Annotated in this window: 16 protein-coding genes; 8 read left to right on the top strand and 8 right to left on the bottom strand. The window is 58.9% G+C overall.

Going from position 1 to position 15,429, the window contains the following annotated elements:
* Nucleotides 1-47: 47 nt before the first annotated feature.
* Nucleotides 48-614 carry an elongation factor P gene (gene efp / locus ACWJKU_RS06070; RefSeq protein ID WP_454146768.1) on the bottom strand — a complete coding sequence of 189 codons (567 nt, stop codon included), beginning with the start codon at nt 612-614 and terminating at the stop codon, nt 48-50.
* Nucleotides 615-694: 80 nt separating this feature from the next.
* Here efp and epmB point away from each other — a divergent pair, with 80 nt between their 5' ends.
* Nucleotides 695-1,675 (top strand): EF-P beta-lysylation protein EpmB, encoded by a 981-nt coding sequence (epmB, locus tag ACWJKU_RS06065; protein ID WP_454146766.1) that lies wholly within the window; start codon nt 695-697, stop codon nt 1,673-1,675.
* Nucleotides 1,676-1,728: 53 nt separating this feature from the next.
* On the opposite strand, the gene pnp is transcribed toward epmB, so the two are convergent.
* The 7 genes from pnp to rimP all read right to left on the bottom strand — a co-directional run bounded on the left by pnp (nt 1,729) and on the right by rimP (nt 10,185).
* Nucleotides 1,729-3,801, bottom strand: coding sequence for a polyribonucleotide nucleotidyltransferase (pnp, locus tag ACWJKU_RS06060; protein WP_454146764.1), 2,073 nt, complete (start codon nt 3,799-3,801; stop codon nt 1,729-1,731).
* Between the two features lie 25 nt (nt 3,802-3,826).
* Nucleotides 3,827-4,096, bottom strand: coding sequence for a 30S ribosomal protein S15 (rpsO, locus tag ACWJKU_RS06055; protein WP_454146762.1), 270 nt, complete (start codon nt 4,094-4,096; stop codon nt 3,827-3,829).
* Between the two features lie 113 nt (nt 4,097-4,209).
* Nucleotides 4,210-5,142, bottom strand: coding sequence for a tRNA pseudouridine(55) synthase TruB (gene truB / locus ACWJKU_RS06050; RefSeq protein ID WP_454146760.1), 933 nt, complete (start codon nt 5,140-5,142; stop codon nt 4,210-4,212).
* 3 nt (nt 5,143-5,145) lie between these two features.
* The gene (gene rbfA / locus ACWJKU_RS06045; protein WP_454146758.1) at nt 5,146-5,514 is read right to left on the bottom strand and encodes a 30S ribosome-binding factor RbfA; all 369 of its coding nucleotides are present in this window, start codon (nt 5,512-5,514) and stop codon (nt 5,146-5,148) included.
* Between the two features lie 31 nt (nt 5,515-5,545).
* Complete coding sequence (gene infB / locus ACWJKU_RS06040; RefSeq protein WP_454146756.1) at nt 5,546-8,179, bottom strand: translation initiation factor IF-2; 2,634 nt, start codon at nt 8,177-8,179, stop codon at nt 5,546-5,548.
* 30 nt (nt 8,180-8,209) lie between these two features.
* Entirely contained in the window at nt 8,210-9,715 is a 1,506-nt protein-coding gene (nusA, locus tag ACWJKU_RS06035) for a transcription termination factor NusA (RefSeq protein WP_454146754.1), read from the bottom strand.
* A 17-nt stretch (nt 9,716-9,732) separates the two neighbouring features.
* The gene (gene rimP, locus ACWJKU_RS06030; protein WP_454146752.1) at nt 9,733-10,185 is read right to left on the bottom strand and encodes a ribosome maturation factor RimP; all 453 of its coding nucleotides are present in this window, start codon (nt 10,183-10,185) and stop codon (nt 9,733-9,735) included.
* Between the two features lie 291 nt (nt 10,186-10,476).
* Here rimP and ACWJKU_RS06025 point away from each other — a divergent pair, with 291 nt between their 5' ends.
* The 7 genes from ACWJKU_RS06025 (at nt 10,477) to ACWJKU_RS05995 (ending at nt 15,367) form a co-directional block, all read left to right on the top strand.
* Nucleotides 10,477-10,851 carry a rhodanese-like domain-containing protein gene (locus ACWJKU_RS06025; protein ID WP_454146750.1) on the top strand — a complete coding sequence of 125 codons (375 nt, stop codon included), beginning with the start codon at nt 10,477-10,479 and terminating at the stop codon, nt 10,849-10,851.
* A 5-nt stretch (nt 10,852-10,856) separates the two neighbouring features.
* Complete coding sequence (locus tag ACWJKU_RS06020; protein ID WP_454146748.1) at nt 10,857-11,279, top strand: RNA-binding S4 domain-containing protein; 423 nt, start codon at nt 10,857-10,859, stop codon at nt 11,277-11,279.
* 36 nt (nt 11,280-11,315) lie between these two features.
* Nucleotides 11,316-12,680, top strand: coding sequence for an exodeoxyribonuclease VII large subunit (gene xseA, locus ACWJKU_RS06015; protein ID WP_454146746.1), 1,365 nt, complete (start codon nt 11,316-11,318; stop codon nt 12,678-12,680).
* Between the two features lie 134 nt (nt 12,681-12,814).
* On the top strand, nt 12,815-13,225 hold the full coding sequence (locus ACWJKU_RS06010) for a ketosteroid isomerase-related protein (protein ID WP_454146744.1): 411 nt from the start codon (nt 12,815-12,817) through the stop codon (nt 13,223-13,225).
* 4 nt (nt 13,226-13,229) lie between these two features.
* Nucleotides 13,230-13,844: a GNAT family N-acetyltransferase gene (locus ACWJKU_RS06005; protein ID WP_454146742.1), complete on the top strand. Its 615-nt coding sequence runs from the start codon at nt 13,230-13,232 to the stop codon at nt 13,842-13,844.
* Entirely contained in the window at nt 13,844-14,716 is an 873-nt protein-coding gene (locus tag ACWJKU_RS06000; RefSeq protein ID WP_454146740.1) for a carbon-nitrogen hydrolase family protein, read from the top strand. The genes ACWJKU_RS06005 and ACWJKU_RS06000 overlap by 1 nt, the downstream gene beginning before the upstream one ends.
* A 219-nt stretch (nt 14,717-14,935) precedes the next feature.
* Complete coding sequence (locus tag ACWJKU_RS05995) at nt 14,936-15,367, top strand: hypothetical protein (protein ID WP_454146738.1); 432 nt, start codon at nt 14,936-14,938, stop codon at nt 15,365-15,367.
* Nucleotides 15,368-15,429 lie beyond the last annotated feature (62 nt).

Here is a 15,429-nt window from a genome sequence, read left to right as displayed (position 1 = left end):
GGGATGCGGCGGACGCCCGGAGGCCCGCCGCCGATCGTGAAAATCCGTTATTTGACCCGCGATACATACTCGCCGGTACGGGTGTCGACCTTGATCACCTCCCCGGTTTGCACGAACAGGGGCACCCTGACCACTGCCCCGGTGTCCAGAGTCGCCGGCTTTCCGCCGCCGCCGGACGTATCGCCGCGTATGCCGGGATCGGTTTCAACGATCGTCAGCTCTACGAAATTGGGCGGCGTGACGGAAATAGGCGTGCCGTTGTACAGGGTGACGATGCACACATCCTGCTCTTTGAGCCACTTCTTGGCATCGCCGACCGTGTTGGTATCGGCAGCATACTGCTCGAAGCTTTCCGGAACCATGAAGTGCCACTGCTCACCGTCATTGTACAGATATTGCATTTCCGTATCGACGACGTCCGCCCCTTCCAATGTTTCTCCGGATTTGAAGGTGCGCTCGATGACGCGGCCCGTCTTGAGGTTGCGCAACTTTACGCGGTTGAATGCCTGCCCCTTGCCCGGCTTCACGAATTCGTTTTCGATGATCGAACAGGGATCGCCGTCGAGCATCACTTTTAAACCGCCTCTGAATTCATTCGTGCTGAATGTCGCCATTCTCTCCTCGTTCGCTTCAGTTAACTCAAAAAATGCGGGGCATTATAATGTACCGCTTTGCCCTAAGAAACCTGCTCCTTATGAAAACGCCCTGGCTGACCGAGCTGGCCGATTCTTTTACCAAACCCGCCGACCTTCTCGCTTTCTTGGAGTTGGATGAAATCCATCGTCCGGAATTCCGGCAGGCAACGGAGTCGTTTTCGTTTCGCGTCACGCGCAGCTACGCCCGGCGGATGAAGAAGCGGAACCCGCGCGATCCGCTTTTGCTTCAGGTGCTGCCCGATGCGCGGGAACTCATCGAGCATCCGAATTTCACGAGCGATCCGGTGGGCGACTTGAAAGCCGTTGCCGCCCCCGGAGTACTCCATAAATATCGCGGACGGGTCTTGCTGATCGCCACCGGCGCCTGCGCCATCCACTGCCGCTACTGTTTCAGGCGAAATTTTCCGTACGATGCGAATTTGATCGGCAAACGACAGGAACAGGACGCGCTCGATGCCGTTCGAGGCGATCCAAGCATCGGCGAAGTCATTCTCAGCGGCGGCGATCCCTTGGCGCTGAGCGACGAACGCCTGGCCGAGTTAATCCGGAAAATCGCTGAAATCCGGCACGTCGGACGACTTAGGATTCACACCCGACTCCCGATCGTTCTGCCGGGTCGCATCACATCGCAACTGATCGCCAGCTTGACGGAGACCCGCCTGAAAAGCGTGGTCGTGATTCATTCGAATCATGCGAACGAATTTGACGACGAAGTAAAAGACGGATTGGACGCGCTCCGGAAAGCCGGAATTCCGCTGCTCAACCAAACCGTATTGCTGAAAGACGTGAATGACGACGCCGAAGTCCTTGTCGGGCTGAGCGAAACGCTCTTCGAAAACGGCGTGCTGCCGTATTATTTGCACGTCTTGGACAAAGCCAGGGGAACCGGCCATTTCGACGTGCCGATGGAAGAGGCGCTAACGATTTACCAATCTCTACGGGAATCGTTGCCGGGCTATTTGCTGCCTAGACTGGTCCGGGAGGAAGCCGGAAAACCGTATAAGACCCCGATCGGATAAGATGTTCGAAAATTCCGGAACGGCGGAGCCGGAGCCCCGCCGGATATGCGGTCCTAGTCGATGGCTTTCATGCTGAGGCGTACCCTGCCCTGGCGATCGATCTCGAGAACCTTGACCTTGACGATATCGCCTTCGGCCAGCTTGTCGCTGACCTTTTCCACATGTTCGAACGAAATCTGCGAAATATGGACCAGTCCGTCCTTGCCCGGGAGGATCGTTACGAATGCGCCGAAGTCCATCAATCTAGCCACGCGGCCTTCGTAAACCTTTCCCACCTCGACTTCGGCGGTGATGGCCTCGATGCGCCGACGCGCCTCCATCCCGGCCTCTTTGTCGACCGACGCCACCTTAACCACGCCGTCATCGCTGATGTCGATACTGGCGCCCGTCTCTTCGGTGATGGCGCGGATCGTCGCGCCGCCCTTGCCGATCACGTCGCGAATTTTGCTCGGATCGATGGTGAAGCTCATGATGCGCGGCGCGAAATCCGACATTTCTTTGCGAGGAGCCGGCAAAGCTTCGGCCATTTTCGCCAGGATGTGCAGGCGTCCCTCTTTGGCTTGATCGAGCGCCTGGCGCATGATTTCGGGCGTAATGCCGTCGATCTTGATGTCCATTTGCAAAGCGGTTACGCCATCGCTGGACCCGGCGACCTTGAAATCCATATCGCCCAAATGGTCTTCATCGCCCATGATGTCCGAGAGCACCGCGAAACGATCGCCTTCCTTGATCAATCCCATGGCGATTCCCGCAACCGGCGCTCTGGTGGGAACGCCCGCATCCATCAGTGCCAGACTGGCGCCGCAGACCGAGGCCATGGAGCTGGATCCGTTGGATTCGGTGATTTCCGAGACGACTCGGATCACGTACGGAAAATCGTCGAGGTTGGGCATGATCGCCTGCACGCCGCGTTTTGCCAGCCTGCCGTGCCCGATCTCACGCCGTTTCGGCGCGCCGATGGGCCCGATCTCTCCCACCGAAAAAGGCGGGAAGTTGTAGTGCAACATGAAGGATTCTTTGTATTCCCCTTCTATCGCATCGATCAATTGAGCATCGCGCCCGGTGCCGAGGGTGGCGACCACCAGAGCCTGGGTTTCGCCTCGGGTGAACAGGGCGGAGCCGTGAGTGCGCGGCAGCACGCCCGTGCGTATCGTGATCGGCCGTACGGTTTTCAGGTCCCGTCCGTCGATGCGCTTGGATTCGTCCAAGATCCGCCAGCGGACCACATCCGATTCCAGTTTCTCCAACATGCCGCGAATCGCGCCTTCGGCATGGCCTTCCGCCGTTAGAGCCTCCACCGCGGCCTTGCGAATCTCTCTGAGCTTTTGCTGGCGCGTCTGCTTATCCGCCGTTTGATACGCCTCGGCAATTTGCGCTGCCGAAAAATCCTTTACGGCTTGATATAGCGCCGCGTTGGCAGCGGGCGGTGCCCAGTTCCAAGGTGTGACGCCGACCGTTTCGACCAGTTCATGAATCGCCTTGATGGCGGTCTGCATGTGTTCGTGGCCGAACAGCACGGCTCCGAGCATGATCTCTTCCGAGAGCATATCGGCTTCGGATTCGACCATCAGAACCGCCTTCTCCGTGCCGGCAACCACCAAGTCCAGCTTCGATGCCTTGAGAGCCGGGCTGGAAGGATTGAGCACGAACTGCCCATCGATGTAGCCGACGCGCGCCGCGCCGATCGGCCCCCGGAAAGGCATGCCGGAAAGCGCGAGGGCTGCCGAGGCCCCCAGCATGGAGGGAATATCCGGATCGACTTCGGGGTTCAGGGAGAGAACCGTGGCAACGACCTGAACCTCATTGGTGAACCCTTCGGGAAAAAGCGGGCGAATAGGCCGGTCGATCAAACGCGCGGTCAGAGTTTCTTTCTCGCTCGGCCGCCCTTCGCGCTTGAAAAAGCCGCCGGGAATGCGACCTGCCGCGTAGGCTTTTTCCTGATAGTTGACGGTCAGCGGAAAGAAATCGGTCTCGGGAGAGGCCTCTTTTTCGCCAACGACGGTGACCAGAACCACGGTTCCGGCCATGTCCACCATAACGGCGGCATCCGTCTGGCGCGCAATTTCGCCGGTCTCGAAGGTAACGAGACATTCGCCGTACTTAAACTGTTTCCGAATCGGATTCACGATAATACCTTTACCGGGTGAACAATTACTTACGTAGGCCCAATCGTTCAATCAAAGTCCGATAACGGTCGGAGTCCTTGTTCTTCAGATAGTCCAATAACTTGCGACGCTGATTGACCAGGCGCAACAAGCCGCGCCGGGAATGATGATCTTTCTTGTGCGTGGCGAAGTGGGGGGTAAGATGGTTGATCCGGGCGGTGAGCAACGCCACCTGGACTTCCGGCGAACCGGTATCATTCGCCGCGCGCTGGTATTCTTGCACTACAGCGCTCTTCTCTGCTGCTTCAAAGGCCATTTTTCATCTCCTGAATCATTTGGTTATTCAATAAACTCATAATTGTAACTGTAGCTCCGGATAGGTTTCAATCGAAAAGCCACCGAGCCCGAACAATGGACAGTCCGGGCGACTCAACAGAGCAAACCTCGAGCACTGCTCGGCGCCGTCTTGACCAGACGCCGCGGCGTCACCCGCCCGTCGTCGAGAATCTCGCCCACGCCCATGAAAACCGACTGCTGCGCGTACAGCCTGACCCATCCCTGGACCGGAGCTTTGGGAACCAGGACGGCTTGACCCTTTCGAACGTAAAATCCGAGCTCGTCGCTCAGATGAACGGCCGGCAGGGTCGATACGATACGATCCATCGGCAAAACCAGCTTCGGCAACTCGTCTTCATCGAGCGTTCCCATGAAGTCCAGGGTATGGGATTCGGCAACCGATAAATCCCCCACGCCCGTCCGCCTCAACGTCTCGACATGACCGCCGCAACCCAGCGCTTCACCGATATCCTCGGCCAAGGTTCGAATATACGTGCCTTTAGAGCACTCGACGTCCAATTCCAGACTCGAGGCATCGAAATTCAGGAGCTTCAACGCATGAATGACCACGCGACGGGGCTCCCGCGCCACCTCGATGCCTTGGCGGGCCAAATCGTAGAGACGCCGCCCCTGATGCTTGAGCGCGGAGTACATGGGCGGGATCTGAAGGATTTCGCCGCGAAAACCAGCCAGGACCGGCTCGAGCACCTCCTCGCTCAACGGACGAACCGGCTTCGTGTCGATCGTTTCTCCCTCGGAATCGCCGGTGCGCGTCGTCACGCCCAGCCGGACCGTCACCCGGTAGCGCTTGTCCGTATTCAGGAGAAATCCGGACAATTTCGTGGCTTCGCCCAGACAAATCGGGAGCAAACCGCTGGCGAGGGGATCGAGGCTGCCGGTATGTCCGGCCTTCCGCGCTTTCAGTATTCGCTTGGTCTTTTGCAGCGCCGCGTTCGACGTCATGCCGGAGGCTTTGTCCAGCAGAACGATGCCGTTGACGGAGCGCAAATCGGTACGGCGGCTCATAACCTATTCTTCTTCTCTTTTCGGCTCTTCGCGCAGTCGGTCCAGGAGGGCATCCATGCGCATGCCGCGCTCGATAGAATCATCGTAAATGAAGTGAATCTCGGGCATGTTGCGGATACGGAGGCGTTTTCCCAGTTCGCGGCGCAGCATGGGAGTCATTGCCGATAAAATCGCAACGCATTTCTCGGCCGGTTCCGCGGCTCCCAAAAAGGTCACGAAAACCTTGGCCACCGCAAGATCGCGGCTCACTATCGCATCGCTCACCGTCGTCATTCCAAGGCGCGGCTCTTTCACCTGCGTCCGGATAAGATCGGCCAACTCCCGCTGTATCTGCGAAGCGACCCGGTCGCTTCGCTTGAACTCTCTCGGCATATCGCTTTAGACCGTCTTTTCGTCAAATCGTCTAGCGCTGCACCTGCACCTTTTCGAATACTTCGATTTGGTCGCCTATTTTGATGTCGTTATAGTTCTTCACGCCCACGCCGCATTCCATGCCCGCCTTGACGTCGCCGACGTCTTCCTTGAAGCGGCGCAGGGAATCCAACTGGCCTTCGAAAACAACCACGTTGTCCCTCAGCACGCGGATGGGCAGATTCCGTTTGACGTGGCCGTCCACCACCATGCAGCCGGCGATGGCGCCGAACTTCGGATGGCGGAACACGTCGCGAACCTCGGCAACGCCGACGATCTGCTCCTTGAATTCCGGCTCCAGCATGCCATTGATGGACTTCTTGATCTCGTCGATGACATCGTAAATCACGCCGTAATAGTGCAAATCGATGCCGCGCTCCTCGATTATCTTGCGGGCGCCCGCGTCGGCACGGACGTTGAACCCGATGATGATGGCATTGGATGCCAGAGCCAGGTTGGCGTCGGATTCGTTAATTCCGCCGACGCCGCCGGCAACCACCTTCACCTTGACCTTGTCGGTCGAAAGCTCCGTCACCGACGTTCTTAGCGCTTCGAGGCTGCCTTGCACATCGGCCTTGATGATCAGGTTCAGATCGACGCTTTCGCCGCTCTCCATGCGCGAGAACACATCCTCGAGCTTGGTCGCCTGCTGCGCGGCCAGCTTGCTGACGCGCAGCTTTTCTTCGCGGTGCAGGGCGATTTCACGCGCCTTGCGCTCGTCCGCCACGACGATGAACTCGTCGCCGGCGTTCGGCGCGCCCGACAAACCCAGCACCTCGACGGGCATGGACGGTCCCGCCTCTTTCACCGGCTTACCGTTTTCGTTGAACATCGCCCTCACGCGGCCGAATTCCATGCCGCACAGGATGAAATCGCCCTTTTTGAGCTGCCCCTGCTGGACAAGAATGTCCGCCACGGGCCCCCGCCCCTTTTCGAGCTTGGATTCCAACACTACGCCGCTGGCGGGAATGCCGAAAGGCGCCTTGAGTTCGAGCACCTCCGCCTGCACCAGAATGGCATCGAGCAGCGCATCGATGCCCTGTCCGGTCTTGGCGGAAACATTCACGAACTGGGTGTCGCCGCCCCATTCTTCGGGAACCACATTGAGCCCCGTGAGTTCCTGTTTTACCCGGTCCGGATCGGCTTCCGGCTTATCGACCTTGTTCACCGCCACGACCAGGGGGACATTAGCGGCGCGGGAATGATCCACCGCTTCGCGAGTCTGCGGCATCACGCCGTCGTCGGCAGCGACCACCAACACCACGATATCCGTGACCTTGGCGCCGCGTGCGCGCATCGCCGTGAATGCGGCGTGGCCGGGCGTGTCCAAGAAAGTCACGGCACCGTGCGCCGTCTTGACCTGATAAGCGCCGATGTGCTGGGTAATGCCGCCCGCTTCGCTGGCGGCGACCCGACTCTTGCGGATATAGTCGAGCAACGAGGTTTTGCCGTGGTCGACGTGCCCCATGATGGTGACCACCGGCGCTCTCGGCAAGTGCTCGGCCTCCGAAGCCACCGACATGGTAGCCATGATCTCGGCTTCCAGCGCGTTCTCGACCTGGGGTATCGCTTTATGTCCTAGATCTTCGACCACCAAGATGGCCGTATCCTGATCGAGCACCTGGTTGATGGTGGCCATGACGCCCATACCCATCAATGTTTTGATGACTTCGGTCGCCTTGACGGACATCCGTTGGGCCAAATCCGATACCGTGATGGATGCGGGAATGGCCACTTCGCGTATCACCGGAGCGGTCGGCTTCTCGAATCCATGTCTGACTTCCGGAAATGCAATGGGCCCCTTGGTAACTTTAAGCTTTTTCTTCTTGTCCCTTCTCGAATCGTCAAGACCGAAGGGCTCGCGCGCACCTTCACCGCGGCCCTTGGGTCGCTCGGCTCCCACCTTCTTTTTGGCGCGCTTGGCTTCGGAATCGATATGCCGCGGAACTTCCGCTTCCTCCCGCTCGATCGGGGCGGCGGGTTTTTTGATAGGCTTCGCCTCGGCCGCAGGCGCTTTGCGCTCTTCCGCGCCGGCCGCCTCCGCCGCCCGCCGCTGCTCCTCGGCAATACGCATGGCCTCCTCGCGCTGCCGCTCTTCTTCCGCGCGTCTGGCTTCTTCGAGCAAGCGCTGCTGCTCGGCCGCCCTCTCCGCTTCCTCGCGCTTCTTTCTCTCTTCTTCTTCCAAGGCCTTGCGCCGGGCTTCTTCCTGCTGAGCGCGCAAAGCTTCCTGAGCCTCGATTTCTCTCTGCTGCTCCTCGAGCGCCTGGCGGGCCTTTTCGACCTCGGAGCGCCGTTCGCTCAATTCGGGAAGCTCGCTGCGTTTAACGTAGGTTCGCTTCTTTCGGACTTCCACGCTGATGGTCTTGACGCCCTTGCCGGGAATCTTGCCCTGCTTCAGTTCGCTGACCGTGCGCCGCTGCAGCGTCACCCGCTTCGGCTCGGCGCTTTCGCCCAGACTCTTGCCGTGGCTTTGTCTCAAATAACTCAGAAACTGAAGCTTTTCGGTGTCGCTGAGAACATCGTCCGCGTCGTTTTTTTCCAAACCCGCATCGCCCAACTGCGTAAGCAGTCGGTCCAGCGGAATGCCGACCACTTCGGCGAGTTGCCGTACCGTCACATCGCTCATTCTTTCAGCCCCTGCCCTGTCGAAATCCCATTAACCTTCAGCAAACCACGGCGAGCGGGCTGTCATAATCAAACGGGCAGCCCTTGCTTCGTCCATGCCTTCTATCTCCAGCAATTCGTCGACCGATTGCTCGGCCAAGTCCTCGATTGTACGCACGCCTTGCGCGGCAAGGCGATAAGCCAATTCACGATCCATCCCTTCCATTTCCAGCAACTCCTTGGAGGGCTCCGACGATTCGAATTCCTCCTCGCTGGCGATCGCCTTGATCAGCAGCGCGTCTCTTGCGCGGTTCCGCAATTCCTCGACGATCTCTTCGTCGAATTCCTCGACTTCCAACAACTCTTTGGCAGGAACGTATGCCAATTCCTCGACCGTCGAAAACCCTTCTCTGACCAGGATTTCGGCAACGCTCTCGTCCACGTCCAGCTGCTCCATGAAAGATTGCATGAGCTTGGCCGTTTCCAATTCGTTCTTGGCTTCCGCCTGGGAGGCGCCCATCACATTGAGCGTCCATCCGGTCAGTTCCGACGCGAGCCGCACGTTTTGCCCGCCGCGGCCGATGGCCTGGGACAGATTCTCGTCGGCGACGGCGACATCCATCGAATGTTTGTCCTCGTCGACCACTATGGAGACGATTTCCGCCGGCGACATCGCGTTGATCACGAACTGGGCCTCATTCTCGTTCCACAAGATAATGTCGACGCGCTCGCCGGCCAATTCGTTGGAAACGGCCTGAACGCGGGAACCGCGCATGCCTACGCAAGCCCCCACCGGATCGAGCCGCGGATCGTTGCTCTTCACGGCGACTTTGGCGCGAACCCCGGGATCTCGGGCCGCGCCTTTGATTTCAATGATCCCCTCGCTGACTTCCGGAACCTCCAGCCTGAACAGCGCGACCAAAAGCTCGGCCGCCGTGCGGCTGACGAACAACTGAGGCCCGCGAGCCTCGGGACGCACCGCCTTCAGATAGCCCCGCAAACGATCTCCGGACCGCACCGCCTCGCGCGGTATCATCTCGTCTCTGGGAATAAACGCCTCGACATTGCCGCCCAGATCGAGATAGACATTGCCGCGCTCCACACGCTTGACGACCCCGGTCAACAACTCGCCCACCCGGTTCTTGTAGGCATCGACGACCTTGCGGCGCTCCGCGTCCCGCACCCGTTGCACGATGACCTGCTTGGCGGTCTGCGCGGCGATGCGCCCGAACTCGATGGATTCGATCGGCTTTTCGACGTATTCCCCGACCTGGACGTCCGGCCGGCTTTTCCGCGCCTCATCCAAAGAAATCTCGACATCCGGATTTTCGACGCCGCTCTCGAAGTCTTCGTTGAAGTCGACCACCAGCCAGCGCCGAAAGGTCTCGTAGTCGCCCGTTTTCCGATCGATCGCCACGCGCACGTCGATTTCGTTGTCGTGACGCTTGATTGTCGCGGTGCGAAGCGCGTCCTCTATGGCGCCGAAAATGACCTCTTTGTCGATGTCTTTCTCATTGGATACGACATCCACCACCAACAAGATTTCTTTGTTCGCCATCGCGTCGTCCTTCGTATTTAACTGCCAAACTCGGGCGCCAATCGCGCCTTTTCGATTGATTCAAACGGAATTCGCAAAATTTCGCTGCCTTCTTGAATTAACACGCAATTATCTTCCACGCCCGCCAAATAAGCCTTGAACTTGCGGCGCCCGTCGATGGGACGAACGAGCTGCAAGCGGGCCAGACTGCCTTTGAAGCGCTCGAAGTGCTCCAGCCTGGACAGAGGCCGGTCAAGGCCGGGGGAAGAAATCTCCAACTGGTAGCGGCCGGGAACCGGATCTTCCACATCGAGCACGCCGCTCACTTGGTAGCTGACCCTCGTACAATCGTCGAGGGTGATGCCGGCCTCGTTGTCGATGTAAACACGCAGCACCCGCCGATGGGCGTCGAATTCTATGCCCACCAGCTCATATCCCAGGCCGCCGACGACCGGCTCGATCAAACCTGTCAAACGATCCTGCGGCTTCATTGCAACCTCGTAAATTTCACTCACAAAAAATGGGCACAACGGCCCATTTTTGTTTGTTATTCCTTTAAAAACTAAAAAAGCCCCTGTGGGGCATGCCTTACCGGAGCGGGGCGACTCGATTCGCGCACTACTAATAACCCGCTATTTATAAACGCATAATACCACACAAATAACTGAATTTGGAACTCCCGCTCTCATGCGTCGGTACCGATGGCTCAGCCCTTTTCCCTATACCCAAACAGTAACCGCAAGCGTACCATAGAAAGACACGATTCATGCAGGAGAGTTCCGATGCCTTTAACTCCGATGGATTTAGTCGCCGCGGCGAAGCAGCACATCAGAGAAGTCGATCTCGAAGAAGCCAAGACCCTGCTGGGCAAGACACTGATTCTGGATGTCCGAGAACCGGCGGAATACACATCCGGCGCTTTGCCGGGCGCGGTAAACATTCCGCGAGGCGTGCTGGAATTCAAGATCGACGCTCATCCCGCGTTTCAAAATCGGCGCGATGCCGAAATCCTGGTTTACTGCCAAACCGGCGGCCGCTCGGCGTTGGCGACCGAGGCCCTGCAAAAGCTGGGGTACGAAAAGGCCGTCAGCCTCGCCGGCGGCTTCAATCTGTGGCAGGAGTCCGGGCTAGCGGTGGAAACGCCACCCTCTTCCTAAGCTTTATGGCGCGCACTCGTGTCGATGAGAACCGCTCGGCAGCCGAACAGCGGATGCGCTTGGACAAATGGCTGTGGGCCGCCCGGTTTTTCAAGACCCGCCAGCTCGCGATAGACGCCATCGCCGGCGGTAAAGTCCATCTGAACGGACAACGGGTCAAGCCCGGAAAAGAGATCGGCGTAGGCGCGAAGCTCAGGATCTCCAAGGATCAGTACCTATGGGACATCACCGTCCGCGCCCTGTCGTCCCAGCGCCGCCCGGCCGCCGAAGCCGCCCTGCTTTATGAAGAGTCTCCGGAGAGCATCGCACGACGGCAAGCCGAAGCCGCACGGCGACGCGAAGAACAATCCCTTGGATTCCAGTCCGAAACCAGACCGAACAAAAAGGACCGCCGTCTGATCCACCGCTTCAAGCGCGGCGCGGAATAAGGGCGCGGCCGTCCCTTGAATCGTCCGTCTACCGCAATGACCACGCCGACAAAAACAGCGCCTCGCCCGGAAGCCGTGTACACCGTGTCCCGGCTCAACCGCGAGACCCGCTTTCTGCTCAACGACTGCTTCGGCAGCATCTGGATCGAGGGCGAGATTTCCAACCTCTCGGCCCCCTCGTCCGGACACGTTTATTTCAGCCTGAAAGACGCCGAGGCGCAGATACGCTGCGCCATGTTCCGCGGGCAGAACCGATCCCTGGATTTCAAGCCGGAGAACGGCGATCACGTGCTGATCAAGGCTCAAGTGAGCCTTTACGAGCCGCGCGGCGATTATCAGTTGATCGTCGAATACATGGAAGAAACCGGCGACGGTGCGTTATTGCGCGCTTTCGAAGCGTTAAAGCAGCGTTTAGCGGCCGAGGGCCTGTTCGATGTCCGGCACAAAAAACCGATCCCCAAGCTGCCGCGATGCATCGGCATCGTCACTTCGCCTACGGGGGCGGCCGTCCACGATATTCTGACCGTACTCAAGCGGCGAAGCCCCTCGATTCCCGCCATCATTTTCCCGGTCAAGGTTCAGGGCGCCGAGGCCAAATTCGAGATCGTGAAAGCCCTCGCCGCGGCGGACCGGCTCAAGCTGTGCGACGTCTTGATCCTGGCTCGCGGAGGCGGCTCTCTGGAAGATTTATGGACGTTCAACGAAGAAAGGGTGGCGCGCGCGATTTTCGAGTGCAAAACGCCCGTCGTAACCGGCGTCGGGCACGAGATCGACACCACCATCGCCGATTTTGTCGCGGATCTGCGCGCACCGACGCCGTCGGCCGCCGCGGAAGCGACGACCCCCGACGGAGCCGAATTGCTGGCCCGCTTCGCCCAAATCGACCAGCAGCTTTCCCGGCGCATGAAAGCGCTGCTGGAACGGGATAAAAACGCCCTTCTCCATCTTCGCAAGCGTCTGCGGCAGGAGCATCCCAGCAAACGTCTGCAAACCCAGAACCAGCGGCTGGATCAGCTGGAACTTCGGCTCAAAAGAGCGGCGGCGAATTCGCTCATCGACGCGGATGCGCGACTGCGGACGCAATCCGCCGCGCTATCCAGACATCGGCCTCAGCCGCGGCTTTCGCTGCTGGAGATGAGACGAGCGCAGATTTATCAAAGGCTTTGCCTGGCCATGGAGCGGACTCTCGAAAAACACGCCCGGCGAGCCTCGGGGCTGGCCGAGCACCTTCAGGCCGTGAGTCCTTTGGCGACGCTGGCGCGCGGTTATGCCGTCGCCTACAAACAGGATACCGGAGAAATTCTGCGCTCTTATCGCGATATCCGGCCGGATGAAAGAATGGAAACCCGAGTGGCGGACGGCATCCTGATCAGCCGAATCGAAGAGGCGCGGAAATGCTGAAAGCGGCGGAACGGCATCGGCGCCGCTTGCCGAGAGTCGATATCCGAACCGGTATCGATTAAACTAACCAGTTCACATTTTTTCGAAACCCCGGACCCGATCCGGAACGACATCAACCCTTACCGGAAATTATCATGAACAAAGAGAGCCAAGCACTGATCGAAAAGTACTACGCCGCTTTCAACGCCGGAGACATGGATACCTTTCTGAGCCTGCTGACCGATGACGTCGTTCACGACATCAACCAGGGAGAGCGGGAAATCGGTAAAGAGGCGTTTCGCGCGTTCATGAACCGGATGAACCGGAACTACAAGGAACAGCTCGTGGATAGGGTCATCATGACCAGCGACGACGGCAAACGGGCCGCTGCGGAATTCGTGGTTCTCGGCGAGTATCTGGTGACCGACGAGGGTTTGCCGCCCGCCAAGGGCCAGAAATATCGTCTTCCGGCCGGCGCTTTCTTCGACATCCGCGACGGCAAAGTGGCGCGCATCACCAATTACTACAACTTGCAGGACTGGATTGCCCAAGTCGAAAAGGGCTAAGGCCATGACCGACTCGATCACCATCAAGCGCTTTACCGGGCAAGACCCGGAATTGCAGCCGTTCCTGCCCGATCTGGCGCGGCTGCGAATCGAAGTGTTCCGCGATTTTCCGTATCTCTACGACGGAAGCTACGAGTACGAGGAAAAATACCTTAAGACCTATACCCGGTCGCCGGAAAGCGTGATCGTATTGGTGCTGGACGGCGACAAAGTGGTGGGCGCGACGACCGGAATCCCGATGGAACATGAGACCGAAGAGTTTCAAAAACCCTTCGAGGAACACGGTTACGATCCCAAGAAGATCTTTTATTGCGGCGAATCGGTATTGCTGAAGGATTACCGCGGTCGAGGCATTTATCCCAAGTTCTTCGAAGAGCGGGAAGGCCATGCCCGGTCTCTCGGCCGATTCAACTGGAGCTGCTTTTGCTGCGTGCAGCGTCCGGAAAACCACCCGCGCCGTCCTGCGGATTACGCGCCGCTCGACCGGATCTGGAGCAAATTCGGCTATACCAGGCATCCGGAACTGTCGACGACCTACACCTGGAAAGATCTGGATGAAGAGACCGAGTCGCCCAAACCTATGGTGTTCTGGCTCAAGCCCTTGAAGGAAAACATCTGATGCCATCCCGACCGTTTCGCCTAGCCGCCGCGCAATACGACATCGGCTTTCTGAAAAGCTGGGACGATTATTCCGCCAAAATCGCCCGCTGGGTCGCCGATGCCGCGAGAAACGGCGCCAGGATGCTGCTGTTCCCCGAGTACTTCAGCATGGAACTCGCCTCCCTTTTCCCTGAAGAGGTCTACAAGTCACTGTCCGGACAACTGAGCGAAATGCAGACGCTGCTGCCCGATTTCGTGATGCTGTTTTCCGACATGGCCGAACAGCACGGCGTTCATATCGTGGCGGGCTCCTTTCCCGTCCGGCTGTCGGGCGGCAACTACCGGAACCGTTCGTTTCTATTCCGCCCGGACGGAACGACCGATCATCAGGACAAGCTCCAGATGACCCGGTTCGAAAACGAGCACTGGCTGATCACCGGCGGCGAAGAGATCAAGACGCTCGATACCGAATTCGGTCGGATCGGCATCAATATCTGCTACGACAGCGAGTTCCCGATGATCGCCCGCAAGCAGGTCGAAGCCGGAGCCGATTTGATTCTGGTACCGAGCTGCACCGACACGCTGGCCGGCTATCACCGTGTCCGTATCGGCTGCCAGGCTCGCGCTTTGGAGAACCAATGCTATGTCGTGCAATCGCCCACGGTGGGTCAGGCGCCGTGGTCGGAAGCAGTGGATGTCAACATCGGTGCCTCCGGCATCTACACGCCGGTGGATTACGGTTATCCGGACAACGGGGTACTCGCCATCGGCGAGCTCAATCAAGCGCAATGGGTTTACGCCGAAATCGATCTAGGGTCGATCGCCCATATCCGGCAAACCGGACAGGTGTTCAATTACCGCGACTGGCCGGGCCAGTTTCGCCACGTCTAGCGCCATACAGGCGCAGAAGCCTTGCATCGGGCGACTGCGCCTGCCTTGTCTCGAACGAGACGCCGTAATGTCGGGCGCCCCAGCCTGCCGGCAAGTCGGTCGAACTAATCCCGGGAATTCTGGTCTTTGATGAACACATTCCGGTGATCGTGCGGCGACGCCACGCTCGCCGCACCGGGAAGCTCCACATTCATTCTTTGTCCGCAATGGAGAACGACTATGGCAAAAAAGCACACATCGAAGCACGCCGAGGGTATCGAAAAGGCCGAGAAAGCTCCGGCTGCCGAAAGCGCGATGAAAGCCGGCGAGGGTCCGGAACATGTCGCGAAACGGGAAACCGAACCGTCGGAAGGGCTCGGGGAAGCCTTCAAGGAAGGTGCAGAGCACGCACGCTCGACCTTCGCCGAAATCATTCCGGAGCTCGGCGGCATGATCCATAAAAGCGTTTATTCGGGCTTCTACTACCTGACTTATGGCGCGGTGTTCGGTTCCTTGCTGATCGGCAGCCTGATTCCGGCCGACAGTGCAATGACCGAAGGCGTGCGCGACGGCGCCGAAGCGGCTAAAAAAGCCTTCGAAGGAAGACACGAGGGTACGCACGAAGCCGCGCACGCCGACACGTCCGTCGATGAGGGCCTGACCACGGCCTGACCGGATCCGGGCGTATAAGGAACGTCGGTGGACCATCGGCGTTGCGGCGCTGGCCTCGTTCG

The sequence above is a fragment of the Methylocaldum sp. MU1018 genome, assembly GCF_053646775.1.
Note: the sequence above shows the minus strand (reverse complement) of the source record. Positions and strands in the feature narration are given on the sequence as shown.

Bases quoted from the DNA above. Each gene is read 5' to 3' on its own strand.
- efp (WP_454146768.1), bottom strand. From the start codon at position 614: ATGGCGACATTCAGCACGAATGAATTCAGAGGCGGTTTAAAAGTGATG.
- epmB (WP_454146766.1), top strand. From the start codon at position 695: ATGAAAACGCCCTGGCTGACCGAGCTGGCCGATTCTTTTACCAAACCC.
- rpsO (WP_454146762.1), bottom strand. From the start codon at position 4,096: ATGGCCTTTGAAGCAGCAGAGAAGAGCGCTGTAGTGCAAGAATACCAG.
- truB (WP_454146760.1), bottom strand. From the start codon at position 5,142: ATGAGCCGCCGTACCGATTTGCGCTCCGTCAACGGCATCGTTCTGCTG.
- rbfA (WP_454146758.1), bottom strand. From the start codon at position 5,514: ATGCCGAGAGAGTTCAAGCGAAGCGACCGGGTCGCTTCGCAGATACAG.
- infB (WP_454146756.1), bottom strand. From the start codon at position 8,179: ATGAGCGATGTGACGGTACGGCAACTCGCCGAAGTGGTCGGCATTCCG.
- nusA (WP_454146754.1), bottom strand. From the start codon at position 9,715: ATGGCGAACAAAGAAATCTTGTTGGTGGTGGATGTCGTATCCAATGAG.
- rimP (WP_454146752.1), bottom strand. From the start codon at position 10,185: ATGAAGCCGCAGGATCGTTTGACAGGTTTGATCGAGCCGGTCGTCGGC.
- ACWJKU_RS06025 (WP_454146750.1), top strand. From the start codon at position 10,477: ATGCCTTTAACTCCGATGGATTTAGTCGCCGCGGCGAAGCAGCACATC.
- ACWJKU_RS06020 (WP_454146748.1), top strand. From the start codon at position 10,857: ATGGCGCGCACTCGTGTCGATGAGAACCGCTCGGCAGCCGAACAGCGG.
- xseA (WP_454146746.1), top strand. From the start codon at position 11,316: ATGACCACGCCGACAAAAACAGCGCCTCGCCCGGAAGCCGTGTACACC.
- ACWJKU_RS06010 (WP_454146744.1), top strand. From the start codon at position 12,815: ATGAACAAAGAGAGCCAAGCACTGATCGAAAAGTACTACGCCGCTTTC.
- ACWJKU_RS06005 (WP_454146742.1), top strand. From the start codon at position 13,230: ATGACCGACTCGATCACCATCAAGCGCTTTACCGGGCAAGACCCGGAA.
- ACWJKU_RS06000 (WP_454146740.1), top strand. From the start codon at position 13,844: ATGCCATCCCGACCGTTTCGCCTAGCCGCCGCGCAATACGACATCGGC.
- ACWJKU_RS05995 (WP_454146738.1), top strand. From the start codon at position 14,936: ATGGCAAAAAAGCACACATCGAAGCACGCCGAGGGTATCGAAAAGGCC.